This is a genomic window from Colwellia sp. MT41 (assembly GCF_001444365.1).
Lineage (GTDB): Bacteria > Pseudomonadota > Gammaproteobacteria > Enterobacterales > Alteromonadaceae > Colwellia > Colwellia marinimaniae.
The window spans coordinates 866,377-892,319 of sequence record NZ_CP013145.1; the positions used below are offsets into that span (position 1 = coordinate 866,377).

18 protein-coding genes are annotated in these 25,943 nt (G+C 39.4%); 8 read left to right on the top strand and 10 right to left on the bottom strand.

Translation table 11 applies throughout. The features are described 5' to 3' along the window. Positions 1-237: 237 nt before the first annotated feature. Positions 238-786, bottom strand: coding sequence for a TrmH family RNA methyltransferase (locus tag CMT41_RS03685; protein WP_088568917.1), 549 nt, complete (start codon positions 784-786; stop codon positions 238-240). Positions 787-1,208: 422 nt separating this feature from the next. On the opposite strand from CMT41_RS03685, the gene CMT41_RS03690 reads away from it, so the two are divergent. The 3 genes from CMT41_RS03690 (at position 1,209) to CMT41_RS19320 (ending at position 2,096) form a co-directional block, all read left to right on the top strand. Beyond that, positions 1,209-1,628: a hypothetical protein gene (locus CMT41_RS03690; RefSeq protein ID WP_057179835.1), complete on the top strand. Its 420-nt coding sequence runs from the start codon at positions 1,209-1,211 to the stop codon at positions 1,626-1,628. Between the two features lie 176 nt (positions 1,629-1,804). Beyond that, positions 1,805-1,915 carry an adenylyltransferase/cytidyltransferase family protein gene (locus tag CMT41_RS19660; RefSeq protein WP_198149782.1) on the top strand — a complete coding sequence of 37 codons (111 nt, stop codon included), beginning with the start codon at positions 1,805-1,807 and terminating at the stop codon, positions 1,913-1,915. After that, entirely contained in the window at positions 1,905-2,096 is a 192-nt protein-coding gene (locus tag CMT41_RS19320) for a hypothetical protein (protein WP_198149783.1), read from the top strand. Before CMT41_RS19660 ends, CMT41_RS19320 begins: the two co-directional genes overlap by 11 nt. Before the next feature lie 230 nt (positions 2,097-2,326). On the opposite strand, the gene CMT41_RS03700 is transcribed toward CMT41_RS19320, so the two are convergent. Both CMT41_RS03700 and CMT41_RS03705 read right to left on the bottom strand, forming a co-directional pair. After that, entirely contained in the window at positions 2,327-2,890 is a 564-nt protein-coding gene (locus tag CMT41_RS03700) for a class I SAM-dependent methyltransferase (RefSeq protein ID WP_232300011.1), read from the bottom strand. A gap of 30 nt (positions 2,891-2,920) precedes the next feature. Beyond that, positions 2,921-3,814: a LysR family transcriptional regulator gene (locus CMT41_RS03705; protein WP_058026401.1), complete on the bottom strand. Its 894-nt coding sequence runs from the start codon at positions 3,812-3,814 to the stop codon at positions 2,921-2,923. A 186-nt stretch (positions 3,815-4,000) separates the two neighbouring features. Between CMT41_RS03705 and CMT41_RS03710 the strand changes: the two genes are divergently transcribed. Further along, complete coding sequence (locus CMT41_RS03710; RefSeq protein WP_057179837.1) at positions 4,001-4,978, top strand: zinc-dependent alcohol dehydrogenase family protein; 978 nt, start codon at positions 4,001-4,003, stop codon at positions 4,976-4,978. A gap of 178 nt (positions 4,979-5,156) precedes the next feature. On the opposite strand, the gene ygjK is transcribed toward CMT41_RS03710, so the two are convergent. The 3 genes from ygjK to CMT41_RS03725 all read right to left on the bottom strand — a co-directional run bounded on the left by ygjK (position 5,157) and on the right by CMT41_RS03725 (position 9,628). Further along, positions 5,157-7,637 carry an alpha-glucosidase gene (gene ygjK / locus CMT41_RS03715; protein WP_057179838.1) on the bottom strand — a complete coding sequence of 827 codons (2,481 nt, stop codon included), beginning with the start codon at positions 7,635-7,637 and terminating at the stop codon, positions 5,157-5,159. 256 nt (positions 7,638-7,893) lie between these two features. Continuing rightward, positions 7,894-9,225: a TonB family protein gene (locus CMT41_RS03720; protein WP_057179839.1), complete on the bottom strand. Its 1,332-nt coding sequence runs from the start codon at positions 9,223-9,225 to the stop codon at positions 7,894-7,896. Beyond that, positions 9,218-9,628 (bottom strand): BlaI/MecI/CopY family transcriptional regulator, encoded by a 411-nt coding sequence (locus CMT41_RS03725; RefSeq protein ID WP_057179840.1) that lies wholly within the window; start codon positions 9,626-9,628, stop codon positions 9,218-9,220. Before CMT41_RS03725 ends, CMT41_RS03720 begins: the two co-directional genes overlap by 8 nt. Before the next feature lie 148 nt (positions 9,629-9,776). On the opposite strand from CMT41_RS03725, the gene CMT41_RS03730 reads away from it, so the two are divergent. After that, on the top strand, positions 9,777-10,466 hold the full coding sequence (locus tag CMT41_RS03730) for a hypothetical protein (RefSeq protein ID WP_057179841.1): 690 nt from the start codon (positions 9,777-9,779) through the stop codon (positions 10,464-10,466). Between the two features lie 66 nt (positions 10,467-10,532). On the opposite strand, the gene CMT41_RS03735 is transcribed toward CMT41_RS03730, so the two are convergent. The 3 genes from CMT41_RS03735 to CMT41_RS03745 form a co-directional block, all read right to left on the bottom strand. Next, positions 10,533-11,441, bottom strand: a complete 909-nt coding sequence (locus CMT41_RS03735; RefSeq protein WP_057179842.1) for an aldo/keto reductase — start codon at positions 11,439-11,441, stop codon at positions 10,533-10,535. Between the two features lie 13 nt (positions 11,442-11,454). Then, positions 11,455-12,981: a tryptophan halogenase family protein gene (locus tag CMT41_RS03740; RefSeq protein ID WP_058026402.1), complete on the bottom strand. Its 1,527-nt coding sequence runs from the start codon at positions 12,979-12,981 to the stop codon at positions 11,455-11,457. A gap of 132 nt (positions 12,982-13,113) precedes the next feature. After that, the gene (locus CMT41_RS03745) at positions 13,114-16,086 is read right to left on the bottom strand and encodes a TonB-dependent receptor (RefSeq protein ID WP_057179844.1); all 2,973 of its coding nucleotides are present in this window, start codon (positions 16,084-16,086) and stop codon (positions 13,114-13,116) included. A 456-nt stretch (positions 16,087-16,542) separates the two neighbouring features. Between CMT41_RS03745 and CMT41_RS03750 the strand changes: the two genes are divergently transcribed. Both CMT41_RS03750 and CMT41_RS03755 read left to right on the top strand, forming a co-directional pair. After that, positions 16,543-19,200: a hypothetical protein gene (locus CMT41_RS03750; protein WP_058026403.1), complete on the top strand. Its 2,658-nt coding sequence runs from the start codon at positions 16,543-16,545 to the stop codon at positions 19,198-19,200. Between the two features lie 220 nt (positions 19,201-19,420). Further along, complete coding sequence (locus CMT41_RS03755; protein ID WP_232300012.1) at positions 19,421-23,653, top strand: alpha-1,6-glucosidase domain-containing protein; 4,233 nt, start codon at positions 19,421-19,423, stop codon at positions 23,651-23,653. A 142-nt stretch (positions 23,654-23,795) separates the two neighbouring features. On the opposite strand, the gene CMT41_RS03760 is transcribed toward CMT41_RS03755, so the two are convergent. Then, positions 23,796-24,731: a TlpA family protein disulfide reductase gene (locus CMT41_RS03760; protein ID WP_058026404.1), complete on the bottom strand. Its 936-nt coding sequence runs from the start codon at positions 24,729-24,731 to the stop codon at positions 23,796-23,798. A 215-nt stretch (positions 24,732-24,946) separates the two neighbouring features. Here CMT41_RS03760 and CMT41_RS03765 point away from each other — a divergent pair, with 215 nt between their 5' ends. Beyond that, positions 24,947-25,918: a LysR family transcriptional regulator gene (locus CMT41_RS03765; RefSeq protein ID WP_058026405.1), complete on the top strand. Its 972-nt coding sequence runs from the start codon at positions 24,947-24,949 to the stop codon at positions 25,916-25,918. Positions 25,919-25,943: the final 25 nt, after the last annotated feature.

Here is a 25,943-nt window from a genome sequence, read left to right on the forward strand (position 1 = left end):
AGCCATAATTTAGCTGTTCACTTTTTATGAGATGTCAGTTTCATATTAAAGCGGATTTTATGCATTCAATTTATTGTTAATCTGGATTTTTAATAAAGGCTGTTTGGCTTTAGACCTCTAATTTTTTGATTCTATTAAGAGCAGAATTTTACTTTAAACTGGATTTCACAAATAGATGGCAGCAGACTAAATAGCGATAAAAAAGCGACCTAAACTTATCTTGAGGTCGCTTTTTCTTTACACTTTTAACGTCTTACGAATTTGGCTGGCACACTCAGCTAAGACAATAGCGCCAGCGGTGGAAACATTTAACGAATTACCCATGCCAAACATGGGGATGTGTATTTGTTGCTGGCTTAATTGTAATGCTGCTTCACTCACGCCTTTACGTTCATTGCCTAATACTAAGACACAGGGCGATGGGTAAGTAACCGTTTTATAATCAACAGATTCATGGCATAGCTCGACACTAAAAATTCCATAACCTTGCTCTTTTAATGTTTGTAAGCTTGCCGTGGTGCTATCGCTATATTCAATGCAAACCCATTTAGCTTCATTGCGCGAGGCTTTGCGCAACTTCTTTTCTGAAATAGTTAACTGGCCACAAACAATGATTTTTTCAATAGCGAAAGCATCGGCTAAACGAATAAAAGAGCCAACATTGTAGCTATTAGTGACATTATCCAATACCACGACTAAAGGCAGTTTAGGCTGATTGAGGTAGTCCTCTCTGGCGGGCTTATTTTTTCTAAGCTCATCTTTACTTAGTTGTATTGAGGGCTGTATTGCTGACTGCATGATATAGATCCTGTTACGTGTATGAGCACGTATATAAATTAGTGTCTGAGTGAATGCCATAACTCAGCACCACCACATGTTTACATCTGATGGCGGTATTGTACTTGTTGACAGCGTAATGTTTAGGGCATTTTTTAGTTTTTTTAAAAACTGTTTGTTTTATGCTCTAAGGGCGTTTTTAGCCATCATAGCAAGGTCTTAACTTCAATTTTTTTGTGTTATATATTCTATTAAATCTAATAGCGACACTTCACCTAGTAAAGCTAAAACGCAACTAGGGGGTAATTAGCATCACTTATATGAGTAAGTATGCTGTTTAGTTGCCATTTAGTTGCGGTAAAACATTATAATGGTCGCTTAAAACTTAGTTAACCCTAATTACTTTCTACTATAAATAATAAGGCCACAAGATGAATACCAAAATATACAAGCGAGTACTTTTACTCACTGATAGCTTATTGGCGGCGGCTCAACAAAAAAATCAAAAGATATTCGATGGTTTTTATGCTGAATTAAAGCAACTCTGTGAAGAGTATGAAAAATCGGATAAAGACCATCCGGTCCAGTGGGAAACTCTTGCTGATTTCACCGATGATATAGAGTTAGCCATTACTATATATCAACAAGCTTTAGATAAGGCAGAAGCGATTAATTCTAAAGATTTCCGTTCTTCTATTGGTTTTTCAATTGCGGCGCTAAAAGTCGAGTTAGGTGATAAAACTGGGGCTATTGAGCATTTAGAAAAAGCTAAAATCAGTTGTAATAAAATTATTGATAAAGAATTAAAAGCTGAGATTCATGATTTATTGGAAGAATTAAAGCAGTCATAAAACAATTTTAAAAAGTAACTGCGTTATGGTTAATACGGCTGATTTTCTCCTGAGCCCTTCTTAGTCAGCAGGGGGATATTGACTTAACTGACAATAAATTATCGTTCAGTTTAGTCACTTATAAAAGAGCTGTATAATAACAGGGATATTACTCTAAACTAGGACTTAAAAATCATATGTTGGTGTATACAGTTGGTACGTTTGATTTATTGCATGTTGGCCATATTGCCTTGTTAGAGTACTGTCGGACATTGGGTGATGAAGTCGCGGTGGAGGGTGGCTTCTGATGAAGTGGTCAGTTCTTATAAGCCCAATGTGCCTGTTATTCCACTTGAAGAGCGCATTGAAATGCTGAAAGCATTACGGTGTGTTGATATTGTACGGCTTTACCACAAACTTGAATATGTATCTGCTTGTCAAGAATTGAAACCTGATATTTTTGTTATTGGTGAGGATTGGGGGAGATAAACCGCATAACCTTGATGTGGAAAACTATTTACCTGCTGAGGGCGGTAAAATCATTCAAGTCAGTTATAACCCAAAAACATCATCGACAAAAATAAAACAAAATGTCATTGCTCAATCTCATCGCCATTAGCGGGGTTTTATGCCGCTGCGCTGCATTGCTTTAGCGAACTGCATAACTAAAGCTAGACCTCATTTGTGCTGATGTGTCCGTATTATCGCAGCAAGAGCATTTATCTCTTACTAATTTTATAGAGATAGACGGGGGATTTATAAAAATCATTAACTTGTATTATTTTGCTGGCTTGCCACCCCGGTAGGGCAAAGTTATTGCTGATGACAAAGCTAACGCCTGATAGCTCAAGCGGTAATTTATTACTGATTTTTTCCATGGCTTGTGGGAATAAATAGCACACTAATACCGAGGACGAAGGTAGCTCTGCCTGATAAAAGTCTTGTCGATGTAAAGTTAAGTTCTTTAATCCTAGTAGCTTCTTAACTAAGCTCGATGTTAGCCAGGGCAGATATGATAATTCATAACCAATTATTTCCCGGTGCGGATATCGCTTGGCAATAGCGATAACAAAGTTGCCCCAACCACTGCCTAAATCAATTATCGGCCCTGCTTTTGTTTCTATTTCAGTTTCATCAATTAACTGCATCATAGCGTGATTGGCTTTATTAGAGCTAGGCATAGGAGATATACCTAATTTTACCGTGCTAAAAATGATCGATACGGTCATAGGCAGTGCAATAAAGGCAAAAAACAATAGTAAAAAGAGTTCAAATATAGGCAAGGAAAATTCTCTAATGGGGAGTGCTAGCTATTAAGTTTCTACAATGTTTTCTACTAAAAAGTCCAAAAATACCCGTGTTTTTACTGACACCATTTCTCGCTGTAAATAAATAGCGTAAGTGGAGCTTAGTTCTTCATAAGGACTGAAGGTATATTCCGGCATTACATTAATCAAAGAGCCATCGTTTAACTCTTTTTTAACTGCCCATAGTGGCATTAAGCTAAGCCCAGCATCATTTAACACTAGCTGTTTTTGGCCGTTTACTGAGTTAACAGAAATAGTATCACTAATGGTTAATTTTGTTCTTTTATCAGCCATTAAATACCAATTTTGCCAGCGAGAATAGCTATAACGGATACATTGATGGTCTATTAGCTCTTCAGGGCTTTGCGGTGTGCCCTTGCTCGCCAAATATTGCGGACTGCCACAGAGTAAAAAATTATTATAGGCCAGATGTTTGGCAATCAAGGTCGAATCAGCTAAGCGTCCGCTGCGAATAGCAACATCGATATTCTCTTCTACTAAATCAACAACGCGCTCAGTTAACTCAAGTTTGATATCAATATCAGGGTACAGCGCGATAAACTTTGGCATTAGTGGCAACACAATACTTTCGCCAAAACCTACCGTCATAGTTATTTTTAGTTTGCCCTTTGGTTTTTCTTGCAAGTCATTGACTGCTTTTTTAGCTTCATCAAACTCAGCAACAATACGCTGAGAATACTCATAATACTTTTGCCCGGCTTCGGTTAAACCGGTATTTCGGGTAGTTTTATTTAATAAACGCACACCTAGCTCTTGTTCAAGCGCGGCTAATTGTCTTGAAATAGAGGAGGGCTGTACATCAAATATTCGACTCGCTGCTGAGATACTGCCGGTTTCAACCACAGAGTTAAAATACAGTAATCTATTTAATGAACTCATTACTACTCCGCTTGGCGCTAATTTTAGATGCTAACACTTATTGCTGACCACTTTAACTTTGCCTTGCTAAAAAAGCAAAGGTGATTTGTCAGTTGGGTAATGGTTTGCTTTGTTGGCAACACATAAAATGGCGACACTTACACGAACAAGCAGACCCGTACATAAACAAATAAAGAGAGTAAAAATATGAAAGCAATGATCATTAAAGAAATCGGTAGCACTGAAGTTTTCCAACTTGTCGAAAAAGCAAAACCAGTAGTTAAGCCAGGTCATATGGTAGTTGCAGTGAAAGCAACAAGTGTCAATCCCATTGATACTATGTTGCGTTCAATAGAACTACCTTGGTCAACAAACTTACCTGAAGTATTACATGGTGATGTTGCCGGTATTGTTATTGAAGTGGCTGCAGACGTTAACAACTTCAACATTGGCGACGAAGTTTACGGCATGGCTGGCGGTATTAATGGTGTTGATGGTGCCTTAGCTGAATTTATGTTGGTTGATGCCCGTTTAATGGCGATGAAGCCTAAAACACTAACGATGAAACAAGCGGCGGCTCTGCCATTGGTAGCAATCACTGCTTATGAAGCACTGGTACAAAAAATGAATGTGCAAGAGGGTGACAAGGTACTTATTCATGGCGCTACCGGTGGCGTTGGTCATATTGCCATTCAATTGGCGAAAGTGCTAGGTGCCACTGTTACTGCTACTTATGCTCCTGCTAATGAAGCGCTAGCAAAAACACTGGGGGCCGATAACTTAGTTGATTATGCCACTGAGTCAGTTGCAGACTATGTGCAAGCATATACTGATGGTGCAGGTTTTGACAAAATATTCGATACCGTTGCCGGTGATAATATTGAAAAATCATTTGCCGCAGCTAAGTTCAATGGTCATGTGGCAACAATTTTACCCATTGTCGATCCATTACCAATAGCCCTTAAAAGTTTGTCATTCCATAGTGTTCTGGCGCTTATTCCATTATGCCATGGCATTAACCAGGCATCACATGGTCGCATCCTTACAGAAATTGCTGAACTTGTTGATGCCGGTAAAATCACCCCTATTATCGATGAAAGTAACTTCTCAATTTGGGACGTTGCCAAAGCTCATGATTACCTTGCTTCTGGTAAAGCGGTAGGCAAAGTTACCCTTACAGCATAAGTTTAGCTCTATGCCATAATACTGTGGTCTACATTATAACCCTATGATTTTATGTTGAGTATTGCTGAAGTGATAAAGGCGAGCTTCACAAGCAAGACGGTATATGGATATACCTTATGTGGACAATGCAGGACGCATATTGTCCTGATGTCAAAGAGCGTGTACGCGTCTCGCTTGTTTACTCAGCTAAAAACTCTCGATACAACATTAATAAATGTGCGGCGCTCCAGCTAAAGTTTGTTGCGCCTTGTACCGCGCCCGTTTCAGGGTTGTAGTTCTCTCTAATAGCGCCATTTTCACTTAAACCTTCGGCATTATTAAATAATTTCTCTGCTAAAGTTTTAGCTTCTTGATGATAGCCATAATTATCGAGGGCAATTAAACCAAAATAGAGCTGGTCTAACCAAACTCGGCCACGCCAGTATATATCTGCATCATAAGCGGGGTTTGATAGTGCTGCCGTACCTAGTGGGATAGTGCTATTAAACTCGCTACTTTTTAACATGATATTTTTAACCCGCTCGGCTTTCTCGACGTCAGCTATATTGGCCCATAATGGACTCCAGCCCTCGGGACCTCGGCCACGGGCGGTTAATAGTTTACCAGTACAGGCCATATTATCGGCTTGCTCAGTTTTTTTCTTACCTTTTTGATAAGTGACGGTAAAACTTCGATCATAGAAAAAGCCGCTATCTTCATCGAAAAAGCACTGGTTAATACGTTTTGCCAATGTTTTAGCTGCTTGGCGATAACTTGCGGCAAGTTTATTTTGCTGCAGTAGCTCTGCCATATTGGCTAATAATGTTTTTTCATGAGCAAGATAGGTATTAAGCTCTACTGATTCTTGATTGATAGAGAAACCGAGCAAGTCACCAGCGTCGTTGGTATTTGGGTAGAACAGCACTTGCCAGTCTTTACGGGCTTGTTTTACATCACCTTGATAATATTGCTTAGCATAAGCGGTTAACTGCTCGGTATTAATAAAGCCAAATCTGGCGGCATTATCCATACCAGACTCCCAAGCGCTGCCATGTTGAGCGCCAATATCTATATCATCATAATCGCTGCTCGCTATGATGCTTTGGTAAAGGGCAATACCTGAGCAGTGATACCAATGTTCATCTGCGCTTTGACACGCGGATAAATCAAAACCTGCTTTGCTAGGCTTAGTGATATAGCGCACCTTAAAAGTGATATTGCCTTGTTTGTCATTATGGTATCTATGTTTAGTCGCGCCATACTCAACCAAACCGTTTTGGTTATGATCTCTGTTACGATACCACCATTGATGATAACGCTGTAATTTAGGCAACATTTCTGCGATAAAGCTCACATCTTCTGTGGCTTTATATATCTCCCATACCGCCCAGCTAGCAAGAGGTGGTTTAGTATTACGTTCGTTCCAGTTACCGCCGTCACCGCCACGGGCTTTATCCTGATTATAAAATATGGCATCAATGATCATGCCTTCATCTTGTGGTCTGATGGCATCATCTGCTTGAATTTGATAGGCAAACATTGCACGAATATTTTCTTTGGCGACATCAGCATTAAAGTGCGCCATAGCATAAGCATGTTTCCAGCTATCCCATGCCCAAAAACCATTGAACCAACGCGCGGTAACTGAGGGAGTAACCCCCGCATGGCTTAATTTACCGGCTGGGCTACGCCAATTACCATTAAGGGTTTCAACCGCTTTGATGGCTACTTTATTTTGGGCTGGGCTGCGTTTACTGTTTTTACCAACGGCCATGGCTTTGTCTAAATACTGCTGCCAGCGTCGCTTTGTGGCTAAAATTTTGCTTTGCGGCTTCTTTAAAGCTGCTTTGATAAAAGCTTGCTCAGCATCTGCTTCAGTTTGGTTATGAAAGTAACTTTGTGTACTAAATATGCTGGTACTGCTATTTTTAGCAATGCTGATTGTGGCTGTACTCTGGTAGCTATGCTGTTTTTGTTTAATCGTCGTTTTAGTGGCTAGTGAGCGGCTAATTTGATATTGAGCACTGTTGCTGGTGAGAATATTCCAAGTGTTACGCACTTCGCCAAAATGAAAGGTTATGCCGTTCGTTGTTGTTGATAAACTTCTCTGCCATTGGGGTAGGGCTTGTTTAACCGTTTTTTTATCATCCCATTGTGTCAGTAATTCACCTTGCCAACTAAGGGCTAAAGCCAGCTTATCATTTGTGTTATTTATAATTTTTGTTTCAATAATAGCGGTTCTGTGACTGATAAAGTACAAACTCAACTCAAGTGTTAATTTTTTAAAAATAAAGGCTTGCTGTAATTCACCAGGTTTAGCAGTACGGCTGATTTTCGCCCGAGAAAAGTCTAAAACTTTATTGTTACTTAAATCCGTTATGGTTAATTGCTCTAATTTTTCAGCAATAAATAAGCTGTATTCTTCGGCAATAACCATAGGGCCAGTAAAAGCGGCGTAATTGTTCTCTTGCTCAGGCAATAAAAAACCATGCCAAGCACCTAAATCAAACAGTGGGTTAAAGCGTTGGTTTTGGTATTTATCGTATTCTTTATGCTGTTTGGGCGTACCGGCTCTATCAATGACATTACTAGTATTACTCGACGCTGCCAAGGCAATGAATGGTAATAGTATTAGTGTGGTAAATATTAATGCTAGTGATGGTTTTCTAAATAACGGCATGGTACTTCTTCTTATTTGAACTTGTTACTATGGCAAATGGAGCAATAAACTATTTCGATTGGAATTAGTCACGGACAAGTGGCATTAGATAACCGTACTATGAAGTAAGCTTGGTATATTGTATATCCTTTTGTTTTTAGTTGCGGGCGCACTTTTTAAAATGGAAAATTAAAAGTTAAAAGTTAAAGGGGTATAAAAATAAAATACCTGTAAAGCAGGGGATGCCTTACAGGTGGAACGATATAAGAACTTAAAACTATCGGCTTACCTTGATACGCTCTATTAATGACTCTGGCTGTTCAGATGACTCACTCATAACAAAGTCTAATTGCACCAATAAGTTTTTATGCACCTTATCAGTTGCTTTATAGCGCCACTGTTTTAACGCAGTAACTGCTGATCTATCAAAGGTGTAAGCGGGCTTGGCATTAATCACTTCGACATGACTTACTGAGCCGTCAGCCTCGACATCAAATTTTAATACCACAGATCCTTCGGTGCCAGCTTTAGCCGCAGCAAATGGATACTTAGGCTCTATCCTGTGGGTAGGGGATAAGCCAACGACAACTTTTGTCTGGCTAACCTTGCTACCTTCATCTTGATGTAATTGATGACCCGCATAACTAACGCCTGCCAGTAATGAACTTGATACTAGAGTAAGCAAGCTTAATTTAACTACCTTAGTGATGGTGCTCTTTGTTGAGAAGCCTTTTGACATCTGCCTTATTTGTGCTATTCGATTAAACATAAAATGTTGTTCTCCGTTTTGCTTGAAACTGAGTAAGGTAAAAGCATTAGGCGGTGACGTTTCCGCCGCTAATACCAGTGCTTTACAGTATTGGATCCTGGATTGGGTATGTTTTTTCGCCAAAACAACTTGGTCACAGGAATGCTCTTGATCTTGACGAAATGCCGCATAAGCACGCCAAGCTAGCGGATTGAACCAGAATAGCGCTAAGAGCATAAGCGCTAGCTGATTCGTCCACATATGGTGCTGAGAAAAATGACACACTTCATGACTGATGATCAGTTGTTGCTGCTCAGTGGTGTAAAGTGCGGCAAAGTCTTCAGGAATAACTAAGATTTGTTTGAATAAACCCATAAGTATTGGGCTATGAATATGGCTGCTTTGCGCAAGCATTAACTTCTTTGCGCCACTTTCATTTATTTGTTTTTGATGTTTACTATCTGTTAAAAAAGCTAATTTTAACGCTTTTCGATAGTTATATTGCGTTAAGCCCCAGTAACTAACAAGTAGGGAAAAACCTAACAGCCAAGTGCTAGTGAGCCATAAACCGAGTAGGTTATCCAACGATAATTGCTGGCTAATGCTCTGGCTTGGGGTCACTAGATAACGTTGTATTAAGCTATTTTGTGATTCAAGAGCTGTTAGCTCATTGATACTTAGACCAGTTAAATACTGCCAAGGTAAGGGTAGGAAATAAAGCACTAAACTTAGTGGAATAACCAGCCATAAGTTATAAACAGTATTGGCATCGATACTTTTTCTTAACGGCTGGCGGATAAGCAGCATTAGTGATAATAAAACTGTCAGTGGTAGTAATGAATTAACTAACGCGCTAATCATTATTTTTCTCCCAGTCAGATATCAATGATTTTAGTGCGCTAATATCGTCTTTATTAAGCTCGTTTTGCTTAGCAAAACCAGCCACTAAAGGTGCTAACTTACCGCTAAACATGCGTTCAATTAGACTTTTGCTTTCGTTTTGTGTATAGGTTTCACGCTCTAATAAAGGTGAATAAATATAATGACGTTGTTGTTTTTCAAAGCTAATCGCTTGTTTTTTTACTAACCGATTTAATAAAGTTTTTACCGTTTTTTCATGCCATTGCTTATCTTGATTTTTATCAACGCTACCACTGTCATTGGCACTGTCATTAAGCTTGGCAATTATATCGTTAGCGCTAGCAGGGTGGTTTTGCCACAGTGCTGCTAATACTTCAAATTCGGCATTACTGATTTCAGTCATATCACTTCCAGATTTTTTCTAGGTATAATTCTAGGAATCGTTAACGATTACAAATGTAATTTATGAGTTAAGATTACACTTGTAATCTTAACTGTCAATTGTTATTTTTATCTGCGGGTTTATTATTTCACATTAGGAGGTTAATAAAATGAAGATGATAAGTATGGTGTTGATGTGTTTTTTTCTTTTGGCGTGTTCAGCAAGCAAAGTACACCTGTATACTCGTTATTTATCTGCACAGGAAACGGAGGCAATCACTAAAAACCTCGAGGCACATGGTTTTGATGTCATAGCTAATACTCTTGTTTTTCCTGATGATGTTCAGCAATCTACCTTACTTTATTCTCCATTTGTTGAAGGGGAAAACAGGGTAAATGTTTTAATAGCGACACTCGATAAAATGGGCTGGACTATCGCTAATGTACAGCTTCTTTTTGCTGGCAATCACTATTACACCAAAAATAGTATTGGTCTGCTTTTGCTGCCTGATGGCGTGAGACAAAGTGATAAAGTGACCCAGCAAGATCTGGTCAATGAATATGAAAGCAAAGGGTGTGATACATGGATAAAACTTAGCCTAAATAGTGATGCTAGTTATCAATTTTTATATTTAAATAAAACTGACCATCAAAGTGAGCAGTTAACAGGACGTTGGCAGATCACCAGTTACCCTTATATTGAGCTGACTTCGTCAAATAAAATGTGGCGTTTCTATTATGAAATACAAAAAAGTACCACTACCGATGTGGTAGGTAAAATAGAACTTATTGAATTAAAACCGGTAGATGAACATTATACCTGGCCGAAATGCAGTTTTGTTTATGGGCTAAGAGTGTAATATTTATAAAAGCAAAGCGTATTAGCAAAACTAATACGCTGAGGGTATTTACTAATGGTTGACGACTTAAGGCTGGGCATAACCGTTTCGTGCTTCAAGTAAACGATACCAATCGGCATGGCTATATTCAATTATTAAGGCTTGTTTAGCCGCGATAATACGCTTAGGCGTAGTTGAACCAATAATGGGGCAGATATTGGCTGGATGTTTAAGCAACCACGCTAAAATAACTTGCCAAGGCTGACAGTTATATTGTTCTGCTTGTCGTGTTAATTCTGTTGCAATACGCTGCTCATCATCAGTTGAAAAGGTATTGCCCCAAGCAGGATAAGCCACCCCGCCTAGTGGGCACCAAGCAATAGGTGTTATGCCTAACTGTTGACACTGATCTAAACTGCCATCGGTCAAGCTGCTGATATTATGTATATTAATTTCTATTTGATTAACCAGTAATGGCTCATCTAAGGCTGATTGCAATAAGTTAACTTGTGACGGGCTAAAGTTACTGACACCAAAGTGTTTCACTTTACCGCTGGCTTTTAGTTGTTGGAACGTTTGCGCTACTTGTTCGGCATTCAATAAATAATCAGGGCGATGCAGTAAAAACATATCGAGGTAATCAACATTTAACCGCTTTAGTGAGTTTTCGACACTGGTAGTTAAATAGTCTGTTGAAAAATCATAACGCTGGGGCTCAAAGCGAATACCGGCTTTGGAGGTGATAATAAGCTGTTCACGTATTGCCGGTGTTTCTTGTTTAAGCTCATTAAGCCATTCGCCAAACAAACTTTCACAGTGACCACCGCCATAAATATCGGCATGATCAAAGTGGTTATAACCCGCCTCAAGTGCCGCTCTAAGTGCCAATTTACCCTTGGCTTTATCTGCAGGGTTATTATCACCGGCAATGCGCATACAGCCATAAATAAGGCGAGTAGAGTTTAAATGGGCATTTTTATAATGTATTTTTTTCATAAGTTATTTGTTTCTATTTTATTAAAAAAGGACATTTTTCTTTTAAGTAATCTTCATGGTTAGGTAGTTTTTGCACCGTTTTTGTCATGATGTCATAAAATGAATTCATCGTGCGTGGTAAATCAATTTTCTGCTTGTAAGCCATGATAGGCGCAACCGTCGTAGGATGTATATTTTGACCGGTTAACACAGCTAACCAATTATCTTGTTTAAATAAATCATTAGCATCCACATTCAGGTGACCATGGCTTGAAAACAAATCTATTTGATGTTGAAGTGAATCAGGAATGTCCATATGTTGGCAATAACGCCAAAATTCGCTGTCATCCCGCTTGGTTGCTTTATAGTGCAAAATAATAAAATTTCTTATATGTTCATATTCAGTAACGGTTAAATTATTAAATTGTTTGGTGTTGACTTCATCACATTTTTTATTAGGGAAGTGAGCAATTAAACGCATCACTGCTCGTTGGATTAAATGCAAACTAGTAGACTCTAGCGGCTCTAAGAAGCCAGCCGATAAGCCAATGGCAACACAGTTTTTATGCCAAAATTTTTCACGACGACCAACATTAAAGTGAATAACCCTTGGCTCTGAAAGTATTTCGCCATCAATATCACTTATTAATTCGTCCATTGCCGACTGTTCATCGATGAACTCACTACAATGCACTGAGCCGTTACCCATGCGAGTTTGTAGTGGAATGCGCCACTGCCAACCTGATTGTTTAGTAATAGACCGTGTATAAGGGCTAATCACTTTAGTATGACAAGTTTGCACAGCAATAGCGCGATTACATAATAAGTTTTCTGACCAATCTATAAACTTAATACCTAAGGTTTTATTAATCAGTAAGGCAGTAGTGCCACTACAGTCAATAAAAAAATCGCCAGCAATATTTTGGCCACTCGCTAAAGTGACAGAAGAAATAAAACCATTACTTTCATGAGTGTCTACTTTGGTAATTTTACCTTCTTGTCTTTTTACTCCCCGTTTTTCACTGTAAGATCTTAAATAGTTGGCATATAAACTGGCATCAAAATGATAGGCATAATCAAAGCCAGAAAAGAGTGATTTTTTGTCAGGTGAAGGCGGTGAAAACTTATTGTTTTTAGCTAAATGCCAGGCACTGGCGTAATCGTGTAATGGTTTATTATCCCCCGACGCTCGATGTTTATTCCAAAAATAAGAAAAAGGAATGTAATCAAAATCGACCGCAAATCGTCCAAAAGGGTGAAAGTATTGATGGTTTTTCTTAGGCCAATTTTCAAAACTAATACCTAACTTGATTGAGCCATTACAATGTTTCAGAAAATCATTTTCGTCGATGCCAAGCATCCGATTAAAGGTTTTGATTGGTGGTATGGTAGCTTCACCCACGCCAACAGTACCAATGTTGTCTGATTCAACAAGTGTTATGTTAACCTTTGAGCCCTTTGCGTTACATTCTAGTTGTTTAGACAACATTGCAGCCGTCATCCAACCAGCTGAGCCGCCGCCGACTATAACGATATTGTTAATTTTATCTGTTGAGGACATTTTGCACCTTAGCTTTTTTAACGTTATTCAAAACAGTATTACACTAATATCATTATCATTATTATTATTGAAAAAAAAAGCAACACTTCATATTTCATAAGTGTTGCCCTTTATTTTCTATCGGGTAACTATTTACATAGTGTAATTTACGCCGAAGTATATTGTGCGACCGAAGTACTGAATAGTACCTGTGCGCGATGTATTACCAAAATATGAGATATTTGGTTCATCGGTGATATTATCCGCAGAAATAACGGCTTGTAGATTTTCAGTGAAGTTATACGACACTTGTGCTGAAATAATCGTTTCTTCTTGGAAGTAAGCCGATTGATCACTACCAATCGCTACTTGACGACTTAAGTAGTCACTACGATATCGACCACTAACACGTGCGGATAGCTTATCATCCCAATCATAGAATAATGTCGCACTTAATACGCGTGGTGATAAACCTTCAAGAGGACCAAGTTGATTTTCTTCTCCAGGAACTGAAGATTCAACTTCAATTTCACTCTCAGTATAAGAGAAATTCACATTAGCGCCTAAACCTGATAAATATCCAGGGAGAAAAGAAAAGGTTTGTGTGTAACCTATTTCAATACCGCGTATGTAACCCGCATCGCCATTGTTTTCCGCATGGCTATAATCACCATTTTCCCAAACTAAGACATTACCACTGTCATCTTCTACTTTATTGTCTGGAATAGACGGTAAATCAAAACCATTGGCTGCAAAGTCATAATTTATTTCAGTATTATCACTGACAATATTTGCAACATCTTTGTACCAAAGGGCAACAACGAAAGCCCCTTCAGTTTCAGTGAAATAATGTTCAAAAGAAATATCATATTGGTTCGCATAGAACGGGCGTAATTTCGGGCTGGTAGAGCTATCTAAACCAATATAGTTACGACCATCACCATCACGGTTAACATCAAATTTCCAGTTACCACTGTTTGCCATAGTTGGCATTTCAGGGCGTGACATTACTTTTGCATAAGCAAAACGAATTTGATCATCATCGGTGACTTTGAAGTTTAAGTTCAACGAAGGTAAAAAGTCGTTGTAACTTTCGCTAATTTTTTTATGTTCCCAATCGCTATTAGTTCCGCCAACATCATCATAGATGGTATCGCCATTACCTGCGCCAACATTGACTAAACCCGTACTGCTTTGTGTCGTATCAACATAACGAGCACCAAAGTTACCTGTTACGGGGAGGCCAAAGAAATCAGTATCAATGTTTATTTGTAAGTAGGCTGACAATACGTCCTCTTCAACAAGGTTGGCTTGGGTCATGGTCCAATCATGTTGCCAAGTACGTACTGGTGTACGATCAACATTGGGAATCCAAGCATTTAAGATAGCGTCATTATCAACAGATAAGAAGCTAGGCATACCTGATAAGTTGCCACCAATGGTGCTAACTGTTGAGTTACTACTATCTAATACATGTGGTTGAAAACGCGCAACTTCAACAAGGTTGCCATCGGCATCTTCGCCATAAGTAATATATTGGCCATTACGCATGTTACCGTCGGTAGTACCATATAAGAAACGGGCACGGCCTAAGTCATAATCACGCATTGATGCACGAACACCAAACTCTACTGAACTAAATATGTCACTTTCTAGTTGGTAAGTAAAATCAACACGAATAGCGTCTGAAGAGTTTGACTCAATATGAGGGTACGACTCCGAACTAGTTACCATCATGTGTGCAGTGTCAGTGAAGTCTTGATTAAATTGAAGATTAGGGTTATTTAAACCATTTAGCTGATAGCTAAAAATTACATTATCATCAATAATTGGTGTTGGCGCACTTGAATCTTCAAAGTAGGCCATACGCAAAACCTGATCTTTGTATTCTTCTTCACCTTCAGAATGAGATATATCAACTGTCATCATCAAGTCATCAGTAATATCCCAATCACCACGTAAGCCAAAGGCTGATGATGAACTATTAGTAGTATTATCATCGGCTTGTGTTTGGATGTTTATATCACGTGAGGACCCTGGATACGGAGGAGCAAGCAAAGTGCCATTTGGATCTCTGTAGATAGTACCACCAACAAGTGCACCATCGGCAGATAAAGGGTTGTCAATTAATAACCCTGCACCAGGGGTGGCAATATTATTTATACCTGAAATACGTAAGCCGCGATCCCATTTGTTTGAGTCAAACTTAGAGTGAAAACCATCGAACTGAAAGCGCAGATCATCTCTTGGCTCCCAGTTTAGTGCTAAGGTAAACGCGTTACGCTCATCTTCACCGCCACGCTCATTAATTTCGAAACCAGAAGAAACTAAAATGCTTTCGGGAGCACCATCGTAGGCGGCAGATAAGTCTTGTTCATCAAATTGATAGTTAACAAAACGACTGGAAACGGTAGGTTGAAACATATTGGCCCAGCCAACAGCAATGCCTACTGTTTCATCAAAATATTTGCCTTGATAAGATAAGGTTAGACGACGACCAAAGGTGTCAGAATCCTCATTGTCGGCAGCGGCTTCATTGTAGTTGCCATGTAACGAAGCACGAAAGGAATGGTCTTCTTCGTTATCTAAGGCATTAGCTGTTTCTAAGTTAATCGTTGCGGCGATGCCACCTTCGATTAAAGAGGCTTTTTGTGATTTGTATACTTGCGCGCCAGAAATCAACTCAGCTGGGAACATATCGAACTGAATTGAGCGACCACCACTGGTTGATACCATTTCACGACCGTTTAAGGTAGAGAAAACAAAGCCACCAGATAAACCACGAACGTTTAACTCGCTTGATTGACCATCAATACGAACAGAAGTTACACCGGGTAAACGTGTAAGAGAGTCTGCAATGGAAACATCGGGTAAACCACCAATATCATCGGCTGAAATAGCATCAACAACCGTATCAGAAAAGCGTTTAGTATTAAGAGACTTGATGATACTGCCTCTAAAACCTGTTACTTCAATAACTTCGACTTGTTCTTCCGATTTATCTTGTTGTTTTTGAGCTTCTTTGGGAGTTTCTTCTGCCGCATAGGCAATGTTAGACATTGCCGCGATTTGAACTCCTCCCATCATGAGTGCGAGAGTCAGCGCACTGGGCTTAAATGTTTTCATGTGTATCCCCTAAGGCAAGTTGTAGTTATGCTTAATTCTTAATGCTTGATGTTTAGGCTGTTTTCTCTGTTGAAAAGAGCTGCACCTTGCAGTTATTGCTACCTTTATTTAGTTATCGGAATGTAACTTTTATATACACTAGTGTTTAGTCTTGTTCGTTCTGGTAATTCTATATTCAGCAAATCGAGTTTAAAACAACTTAATCAAAAAACAAGCAATTGTTCAGTGCATACGTATGCAGTTTACTAATCATAAATGCATACGTATTCATAGATTTTTAAAGGGATAGGGTTATATACAACATCATATGCTTTGTGTAGGTTTAAGAGGTTACTGAAAAAAATTAAAATCGGAAAAGTAATCTTGTGTTCCTTACTTAATCAGCAAAGTTTTAGGGATAATACAAAATATATACACATAAACTAAAACCATAATAGTTAATGGAGTTATAAACTCATGAAATATAAATTCAAGCCAATTATGCTTGGAAGTGCGATTGCCGTATCTTTAGCCCTAAGTGGTTGTGGTAGTGATCAAGCACAGCCAGAAATAACAGACATATTTGCAGAAGTCGGTTTGTGGTGTAAAAACCCTGACTTAGTTCAAATTGCGAGTGCAGACTTTTATCCACTTACTGCTGATGAACAAGCTGGTATTGATGCGGGTAAAGCTGAAGCCAAAACTGCTGCAGAAGCAGGAGCAGGCGATTCATGGGATGAAGCTGCTTGGGAAGCTGATTTTAAATATGAACAGTTAGACCTTTATAGCATTTTAGATTTAACGCTTGAAGAAACTGAGCGTCAGGTTATTGCGAAAGAAGAAGCACTTGCTTTTCAAATAGCACAAGGCCAAGACGTGATTCGTGGTGAAGGTTTTAATGAATGGTTTGAACTTTGGTTTGCAGAAATCCCACCAGCTAGCTACTTAGGGCCATCACAACGTATCAATCGTTCTGTAAATGCAACGACTGCGGACATGGATGGTGATGAAATTTGTTATACGCCGCCATTATCTTGTCCTAACTATAAAGTGATTGACGAAGCGGGTATATACGAGTGTATTATTCCCGAGCAAAACCCTATTTTAGATGCTCCTGCACCTGTTGTTATCGCGGGCCCAAATGAAGCTGTTGTATTCTACCGTAATGAAAATCATGTTGATGGTGGTGATAACGACGCACTTTATGAAAACATGGTAGCTCATACATGGAATGATGATGCCGGAGTCTGTACTGCTTATGCTGATGATAGTATTTCAAGTTGGGGACAAAACTCAAATTATGCAAATGAGCCTGGTAATATAGGCATTGACCCTAATTATGGTATGTTTTGGAAATTACTTTTAGTTGATGAGCCAGGTAATTGCGGTAATGTTATTTTTAATGATACCGCTGACGGTAAAAAGATTTCTGATAGCGATTTAATGATGCCAATTGGTCCATCCGGTAATGTGGTATTACATAACCTTGATAAAAACGCTTATGCTGATGATAACTTCTCCGTAAACGTGCTTGATGGCATGTTACTGGTTAACCAACATCCTTATTTTGGTGCGGAAGCCTCTTCAGGAGTAACGTCTTGTGGTTGGAGCCAAACAGCAAATGATGCGGGGATTTGTGTTGGCGAAGAATTAGTCTGTCCGGTTGACACAGTAGCCGTAGGTGTTGGTGCTGAAGAAATTTCTTCAAAATGTGTTGTCACCTTTAACCCAGATGAAACCGCATTATTACTTCGAGGTGCTTTTAATGGTTGGGATGGCGCTGGAGATGCAAATTCAACATTCGCCTATGCAGAGGGTCAATATCGTGTAAACCACACTTACACCACAGAAGAAGAATGTGTAATTGTTGCACCTATCGAAGAAGATCTAGAAGCTGAACCAGTCGTTGAAGCCGTAGACGGTGAAGATTGTACTGACTCATATGACTTTAAAGTAGCTGACATTGATTGGTCTGAGCCTAGCTCTTTCGGTAGTATTAAAGGCGGCGATCAATCAGCTGTTGGCTCTACTATCACTATGACTGTTGGTGAAGGTGTTGGTCAGAACATGAAAGTTGATATGACTAAAGACAAAATTTACCAGTTTTTAGTTAATGCTAGTGATGCAGCTGAAGTTAAATTAACTATTAGCGAAGTACCTGTAGATGCCTTCCCAATGTTAACTATTGGCGCAGAAACTATGGCGCTTAGTTATAGCACTAATGGTCAATACGTAACACGAGTTGACTTAGCTGCTGAAACGCACAGTTTCACTATTGCAGATTCAAGCACGGGTTTTGCTGTCGGTGCAATTGATACTGATAATGTTGTTATGGCAAGTACGCCATTAACATTAGAAAGTGGAGGTGGCGCGTTAAGCTTTACTTCAATGGCTGCGAAATATGACTTTGTTTTAGATCTGTCAGACCCTGCTGCACCAAGTATTGAAATAAAACCTGCTTTACCATTTGGCTCAACGCAAGTTTTCATTCGTGGCTCAGTCAATGGTTGGTCTTCACCAGCTACTGACCAAGTTAAATGGAATGCTGATACTAGAAGTTATAGCGTAATTTACGGTTTAGAAGCTGATGGTAATCATGCCTTTAAATTTGCTGACTCTAGTTGGGGCGTAGTTAACTTAGGTTTTAACGACGTGACTATTTCTACTGATGCTGATGCAATTACGGTAACTGATGATGGCGGAAATATGCGTGTATCAGTATCTAAAGCAACATCTTATAAGTTTGAAGTGATCTTTGATTCAGCTGACCCTGTGGTTAAAGTGTCAGAAGCGCCATTGTATTTACGCGGTAGTATCACTGATTGGGGCGCTTCAGAGGTTAATCAGTTAGCTTTTGTTGCAACTGATGCAGGCAACACTGCTGAAGCTTCACATACTTACTCACTTGAAGTGGTTATTACCGGTCCTGGTGAATTTAAAGTAGCCGATGAAAATTGGGGCGGATCTTTTGGTTATAACTGGGGTGTTGAGATTGCAGATACTAAAGTTGAATTGGGTGTTGCATTGGAACTTGTACAATCTAACAACAACATCAAAATTGACTTACCTGCCGGTACCTATATTTTCGCTTTTGAAGATGGTGTTACTAAAACGATGACGGTTACGGAAAAGTAGTTACTTTGACGTAAATGTTAAAAGTTATTATTACAAAGTGAAGCTGATTATTTTGTAAATAAAATCAATTAGTTTAGCTAAAAAGCCCTGCCGATAGGTAGGGTTTTTTTATACCTGAAAATTGCTTTATTGAATACGTATGTAACCTCTGTTCAACAAATAAACAAAGCTTTAGCATGAGGTAATTACCTAAGAAAAATAATGATAAAAGGATAATATTTTGATATTACCAATAAGCTTTAAAAAGATAATAATATGCGGTGTATTAACCACTGGCTTAGCTGCTTGTGGTGGCGGTGGTGATGATGGTGGCAAAGGGTCAGATCCAGATACAAACCCAAACAATAATGCACCAACCGTAACCAGTTTTAGCGCACAAACCAGTACGACTTCTCTTTTTGAGGTCACCTTCTCTTGGGAGGTAGCTGATAGTGATAATGATGCGCTTGCTTGCGTATTATCTACGGGTGATAGTCAAGCTAACATCGATATTGCCGATTGCAAAGCAACCACTTCAGCAACGGTAACTTATCAAGCAGCAGGCAGTTATAGTGCTAATTTAGCAGTGTCAGACCCGAGTAATGCCTCAGCGAATAGCGACTTTGCACTCAGTTTGGTCGATGAGAATACTTTACCTGATCCAGTGGTTAGTGCAGGTGATGACGAGTTAGTTATTTTCTATAACCGCTCTGACGATAATTATGAGAACTGGGTATTACATTTATGGAATGGCGATGGCTGTATTGCTTATGCCGATTTTGCTGATGATGAAGGTACTGTTTGGGCTCTAGGCCAGGCAGCAAATGGTGAAGATGCAAACTATGGTGCTTATTGGATACTACCACTAAAAACTGATCATAACGGTTGCGCTAATTTTATTGTTCATAAAGGTGATGAAAAAGACATTGGTGGCGATACTAATAATGTAGTCGATCTAACCGGTGAGCACACTATTTGGACATTATCAGGTAACAGTGAATTATATACAGAGGCTATATTAGCCTCTGAAGGTGTATTTATCGAAGGTGCTAGTGCACATTGGCTAACTGCATCGACAGTTTTACTACCGATAGACAATGCCGCTGAAGTTCGTATCTACCATTCGGCCACTGCTGATTTAGCCTTTGATGCTGTTACCGGCATAACGGGTGATAATTATATTACTTTTACCGCAAGTACGCTTAGCGAAAATGAAGCGGCATTGGTGCCTCATATTAAAGATTCATTTGCAGCTTATGCAACGAATGCCGATTTATCATTAATTAAAGCCGCCCTAAAAGATGAGTTAGTGGCAATAGCGTATTCAGCAAACGGCGAGATGTTATCGGCAACACGTGTGCAAATAGCCAAAGCCCTTGATGATATTTATACCTCAGGTGATAACGACGCTAATGAAGCAATCTTGGGTCTTGTCTATACGGCTAATAACATTACCGCTTCAGTTTGGGCACCAACAGCACAAAGTGTTGCCTTACACGTTTTTGATAAGGCTAAAACTCTAACTAGTACCGAAACCATGATACTTGATGCGGCAACAGGTATATGGTCATTTACTGGGGATAAGGTCTCTTATGATCGTCAGTTTTTCCGTTATCAAGTCAGTGTTTATCACCCGGTTTCACAAAAAATTGAAAACATTTGGTCAACTGACCCTTACTCAGTGAGTTTAGCGACTAATGGTTTGTATTCGCAATTTGTTAACTTAAATGACGATGATTTAAAACCTGTTGATTGGGATAATCATTTATCACCTACGATTGCAGAAATTGAAGATGCTGTGATTTTAGAGGCGCACATTCGTGACTTTAGTATCACGGACAGCAGCACAACAGCACAAAATCGTGGTAAATATTTAGCCTTTACTGAAACTGATTCAAATGCCGTGCAATACCTGAAAAGTCTAGCCGACGCGGGTGTTACTCATTTTCATATGTTGCCTGCTAACGATATCGCTACCATTAAGGAAGGCGTAGGAGAAACCGTTAATATTCATAATACTGTTGCTGAGTTATGTATTTTAAATGCTAGTGCACCGGTATGTGGTGTGGAAGATAATAGCGCCACCATTCTTTCAGTTTTAGAAAGTTATCAACCAACCAGCAATGACGCTAAAGATTTAGTGGCGTCTATGCGAGGCATTGACAGCTTTAACTGGGGTTATGATCCTCATCACTTTAATGCACCAGAAGGCAGTTATGCTTCAAATGCTGATGGCGTTACTCGTATTAAAGAAATGCGCGAAATGAACAAAGCCTTACACGACTTAGGTTTTAGAGTGGTGCTCGATGTGGTTTATAACCATACCTCAGCTTCTGGTTTATGGGACAATTCTGTTTTTGACAAAATGGTGCCGGGTTATTATCACAGGTACAACGAGATTTCTGGTGATTTAGAAAAATCTACCTGTTGTGATAATACCGCGACCGAACATGTAATGATGGGTAAATTTGTCATTGATTCCTTAGTGCAATGGACCAAGCAATATAAATTTGATAGTTTCCGTTTTGATATTATGGGGCATATGCCAAAAGCCACTATATTAGCAGCGCGTGCAGCGGTGCAAGCAATCGACCCTGATAATTACTTTTATGGTGAAGGTTGGAACTGGGGGGAAGTAGTCAGTGGCCGTTTATTTGACAATGCCATTCAACAAACGATGGCTGGCTCAGAGGTAGGTACCTTTAATGATCGGCCACGTGATGCCATTCGTGAAGCGGTACTTTCAGTAACATCTCCCGACTTAAATAAAATAGATAAAATTCGTCGTGGTTTAGCGGCAACCTTACAAAATTATCAACTGCAAGATTTTAAAGGTGTGATTAAACTAGGTCGTGATTTTTCAGACGGTCAAGCCTATGCTTTAGACCCTGCCGATATCATTAACTATGTTTCAAAACATGACAATGAAACCTTATGGGATTATTTACAATATAACTTACCGACAGCAATGCTTAATGATGATCGGGTGCGAGTACATAACTTATCGGCAAGCATTCCGTTATTAAGCCAAGGCATACCTTTCTTTCAATTAGGGCTAGACAAGATGCGCTCTAAATCTATGGACAGAAATACCTACGATGCTGGTGATTGGTATAACGCCGTTGACTATAGCAACCAAAGTAATAATTGGCAGGCGGGTACCCCTATTGATAATAGTAATGACAGTAATTTAGCAACGATTGCTAGCATAAAAACCAATGTTGAAATTGCTGTTGATAACAATGATATTGAGTTCAGCTCGGCGATATTTGCTGAGTTCTTAGCTATTCGAAGTGATAGCCCGTTATTTAGATTAACCACAGAGCAAGATGTTATTAACCGTGTTGGTTTTCATAATACCGGCTCTAGTCAAACCCCAGGTTTAATCGTGATGAGCATCGATGATGGTACTGGTGGCTCTACTCAACTAAAGGACTTAGATAATAACTATGATGCTATTGTGGTGGTCATTAACGGTACCGATGCCGAGCAAAGTCATACTATCAGCACAGCTACTGATTTTGCCCTTCATTCAATACAATTAACCTCTGCTGATACTAGTGTTCAGACAGCAAGTTTTACCGCTGGAACGGGTGCAGGAACCTTTACTGTACCGGCTTATACCAGTGCCGTATTTGTTAAGGCACAAGTTGGCGCTCAAGGAGCAGGGTTAGCAGCGGGTATTACTCGAGATGCTGTCGATGTTGCACCCTATGGTGATACCGTTATTTACCTACGCGGCAGTATGAATAACTGGAGCAGTGAGGAGTTAACCGATGCTTATCGTTTTATCTATGAAGAAAACGATATTTACAGCCTTAACGTTAATTTAACTGCGGGCCAGCAAAGCTTTAAATTTGCCGATGCACAGTGGGCCAATTTAAATTTAGGCTTTAATGATGTGAGTTTTACCGCAAGTTCAATTACGGTAAATGATGATGGTGGCAATATGACGTTTTCGGTAGCAAGTGATGGTATTTATAGCTTTACCATTGACGCTTCTGCTGCAACAGCGCAAATCACTATTACTAGCATTGCACTAACCGTGGATTGTCGCGCATTAATCGACTCTGCTGATGCTATTCCATTTGACATTGCCGGCGGCGGTGAACTCTATGTCAAAGGTAATCATTCTGGCTGGGGCGCAAATGAGTTATATCGTCTACATTATAAAGGCAATAATATTTATCAGGCAGTAGCTGATTTTGCTGGTGATATGCAATTTAAGCTGGCTTCAGACGATGATGATTGGACGACACAGTTATGGGTACAAGCTGAAGCTAGTAACGATATTAGTAGTGATAACTTAGCTGTTGGAGTGAACTATGTTGTTGCCTATGATGATGGCGGAACTGATAATAACGTTATTACACTGGAAGCCGGAAGTTATAGCTTTTTGTTAACACTCAATGAAGCTAACCCAAGCCAAGGTGCTAATGTAGGCAGCCTGATTATTCAGCAGTGTCAGCCATAGCAATCAAACCAGAATAACATGCTGGTAAAATAGACCTTGAGCTTGTTTTGAAGGTTTATCAGAAAGGCTTGCTAAGTAAATCAGCAAGCCTTTTTTTATTTTAACTTTGCACCGGAAAGCTACTGGTAAATTATTACTCTTCTTATAGCTTGGATATTTGTTCAGCTAAAGCTTCAGGCTCGTAAAAGTCAGAAGTTCTTAATATGACTTCACCATCTTTTACCATGATTAAGCTCGGTAATTCTTTCACGGCATATTGATGAAACATGCTATTGCTAACATCAATCGCAATGGCATGTTTTACCTGATACTTCTTAGTGTAATTCGCGAGTTCAGCAGGACCAGTCCAAAGTCTGGAAATGATGCCTTGCCATTCGATGTTAGCAAACTGTTGAGTTAAATCATTGATTGAATTTTGTGCCGCTATGCATTGTTGTGATGAGCTTGGGCGAGAGTCTTTAAAATACCAATCACACCAAGTAGCGGTAAATAAAAACGCCTGTATTTTATTGTCATTAAGCCCTAACTCCAGTGGCAATGCGGTTTCGGTAATGGCATTGTCGGCCAGTAAATCAAGTTGTTGTTCACTACTGAGCAGGGAAATTTTGTTATCAAGCACTGAATCAGCTTTATGGCCAAGGTGAACTAAGTTCATTTGTTTATCAAACAATAAATGATACGGGGTACCGAGTAACCGAAACGCTTGCGCTAAGTCGCCACTTTTATCGATAGCCATAGGCATTGATAAGTTAAACTCTTGCTGCACTTTTTGCACCGCAGCTAAATTATCATTGATACCTAGATTAATGGCGATGATCGCTAAATTGTCACTATGTTGTTGACTAATTTGCTCAAAATGGGGCATTTGCTCAATACAGGGTTTGCACCATGTTGCCCAAAACTTTAAATAGACCGGCTTTTTACCTTGATATTGCGCTAAGGTAACCACTTCTCCCGTGGTTAAGGTTATTGGCATGGTTAATAACTGCTGTGATACATTACTGGCTTGCACCAATAAAACTGGACTGATAAATAATGTCAGAGTGATGGACAATAACAATCGTTTTAACATGAACATAAGGATTCCCTTAGTTATTAGGTTGAAGGTAATCAACTTAAAGGTAATTTTTTGAAAATTTTATCAACTTTGTTGACTGGTGTTTTCAATCAAACTTAGTTTACGTCAAATAATTATTATCAGAAGTGCCGATAATGACTTACATTAGTGAATATAATTCATCAATACCATCCGTCGATTTAATTCACTCATTCCATTCATTGAGGAAGAGCATTATGGATAAATTTAAAAGCATCGCCTTGTTTATGTCGACTATCGAGACTGGCAGCTTTGCTGCAACAGCCAAAAAACACTCGACAGATCCATCCACGGTAAGTAAGGCTATTAAAAGGTTAGAAGAGCAGCTCGGCCTGCAATTGCTTTATCGCTCTACTCGGCAGTTAAGTTTGACCTCAGCAGGGCAAAAGTATGCCGATACCGTTGGCTCTCTCTATCAACAACTTGAATCGTGTGAGCAAGAATTAAAATCAGACAACAATAGTTACAGTGGTGCATTGAAAATTAATTTACCGGTATCGTATGGCCGTATGTATATGCTGCCAATGTTAAGCCAATTTAAAAAAACCTATCCTGAAATCCAGCTAGATATCAGTTTTAATGATGAATATGTCGATATGATTAGTGATGCGGTCGACGTTACTATTCGCAGTGGTACTTTAAATGACAGCCGTTTGGTGGCACAAAAACTGTCACCCATGCCTTTTGTGCTGTGCATCAGTAATGAGGGGGTCAGTAGTAAGGGCGTAAGTAATAAGTTAGTAACCAGCAGCGAGATTGATATTTCGAATAAAGGGCTCTCAGTTTTACCTTGGCTGTTATTTCGCTTCAAACAAACAGGTAGGACAATGCCGATAAATTTCTGCTATCAAGGTTGCCATATTAATGTTGAACCGAAAAACGTCACCATTGTTGATGATGGTGAAGCAATGGCCCAAATGTGCGCGGAAGGTTTGGGCCTTAGTCTTATGCCTCATTTTACCGCTAAGGCATTAGTCGTTGCCGGCAAAATGAGGGTGGTGGCAGAACTTGATGAATTTGCCAATTCAGGGGTATTTATTGTATATCCAAAAAGAAAATACCTGCCCAAACGCACGCAACTATTTATCGAATTTGTTAAAGCTTACCTTAAAGAAATAGGCGAGTTGCCATCCAAAACTTGGCTTGATAGCCCACTAAAACCGAGTTAACAGTGTAGAGTATCATGGGGTAAAT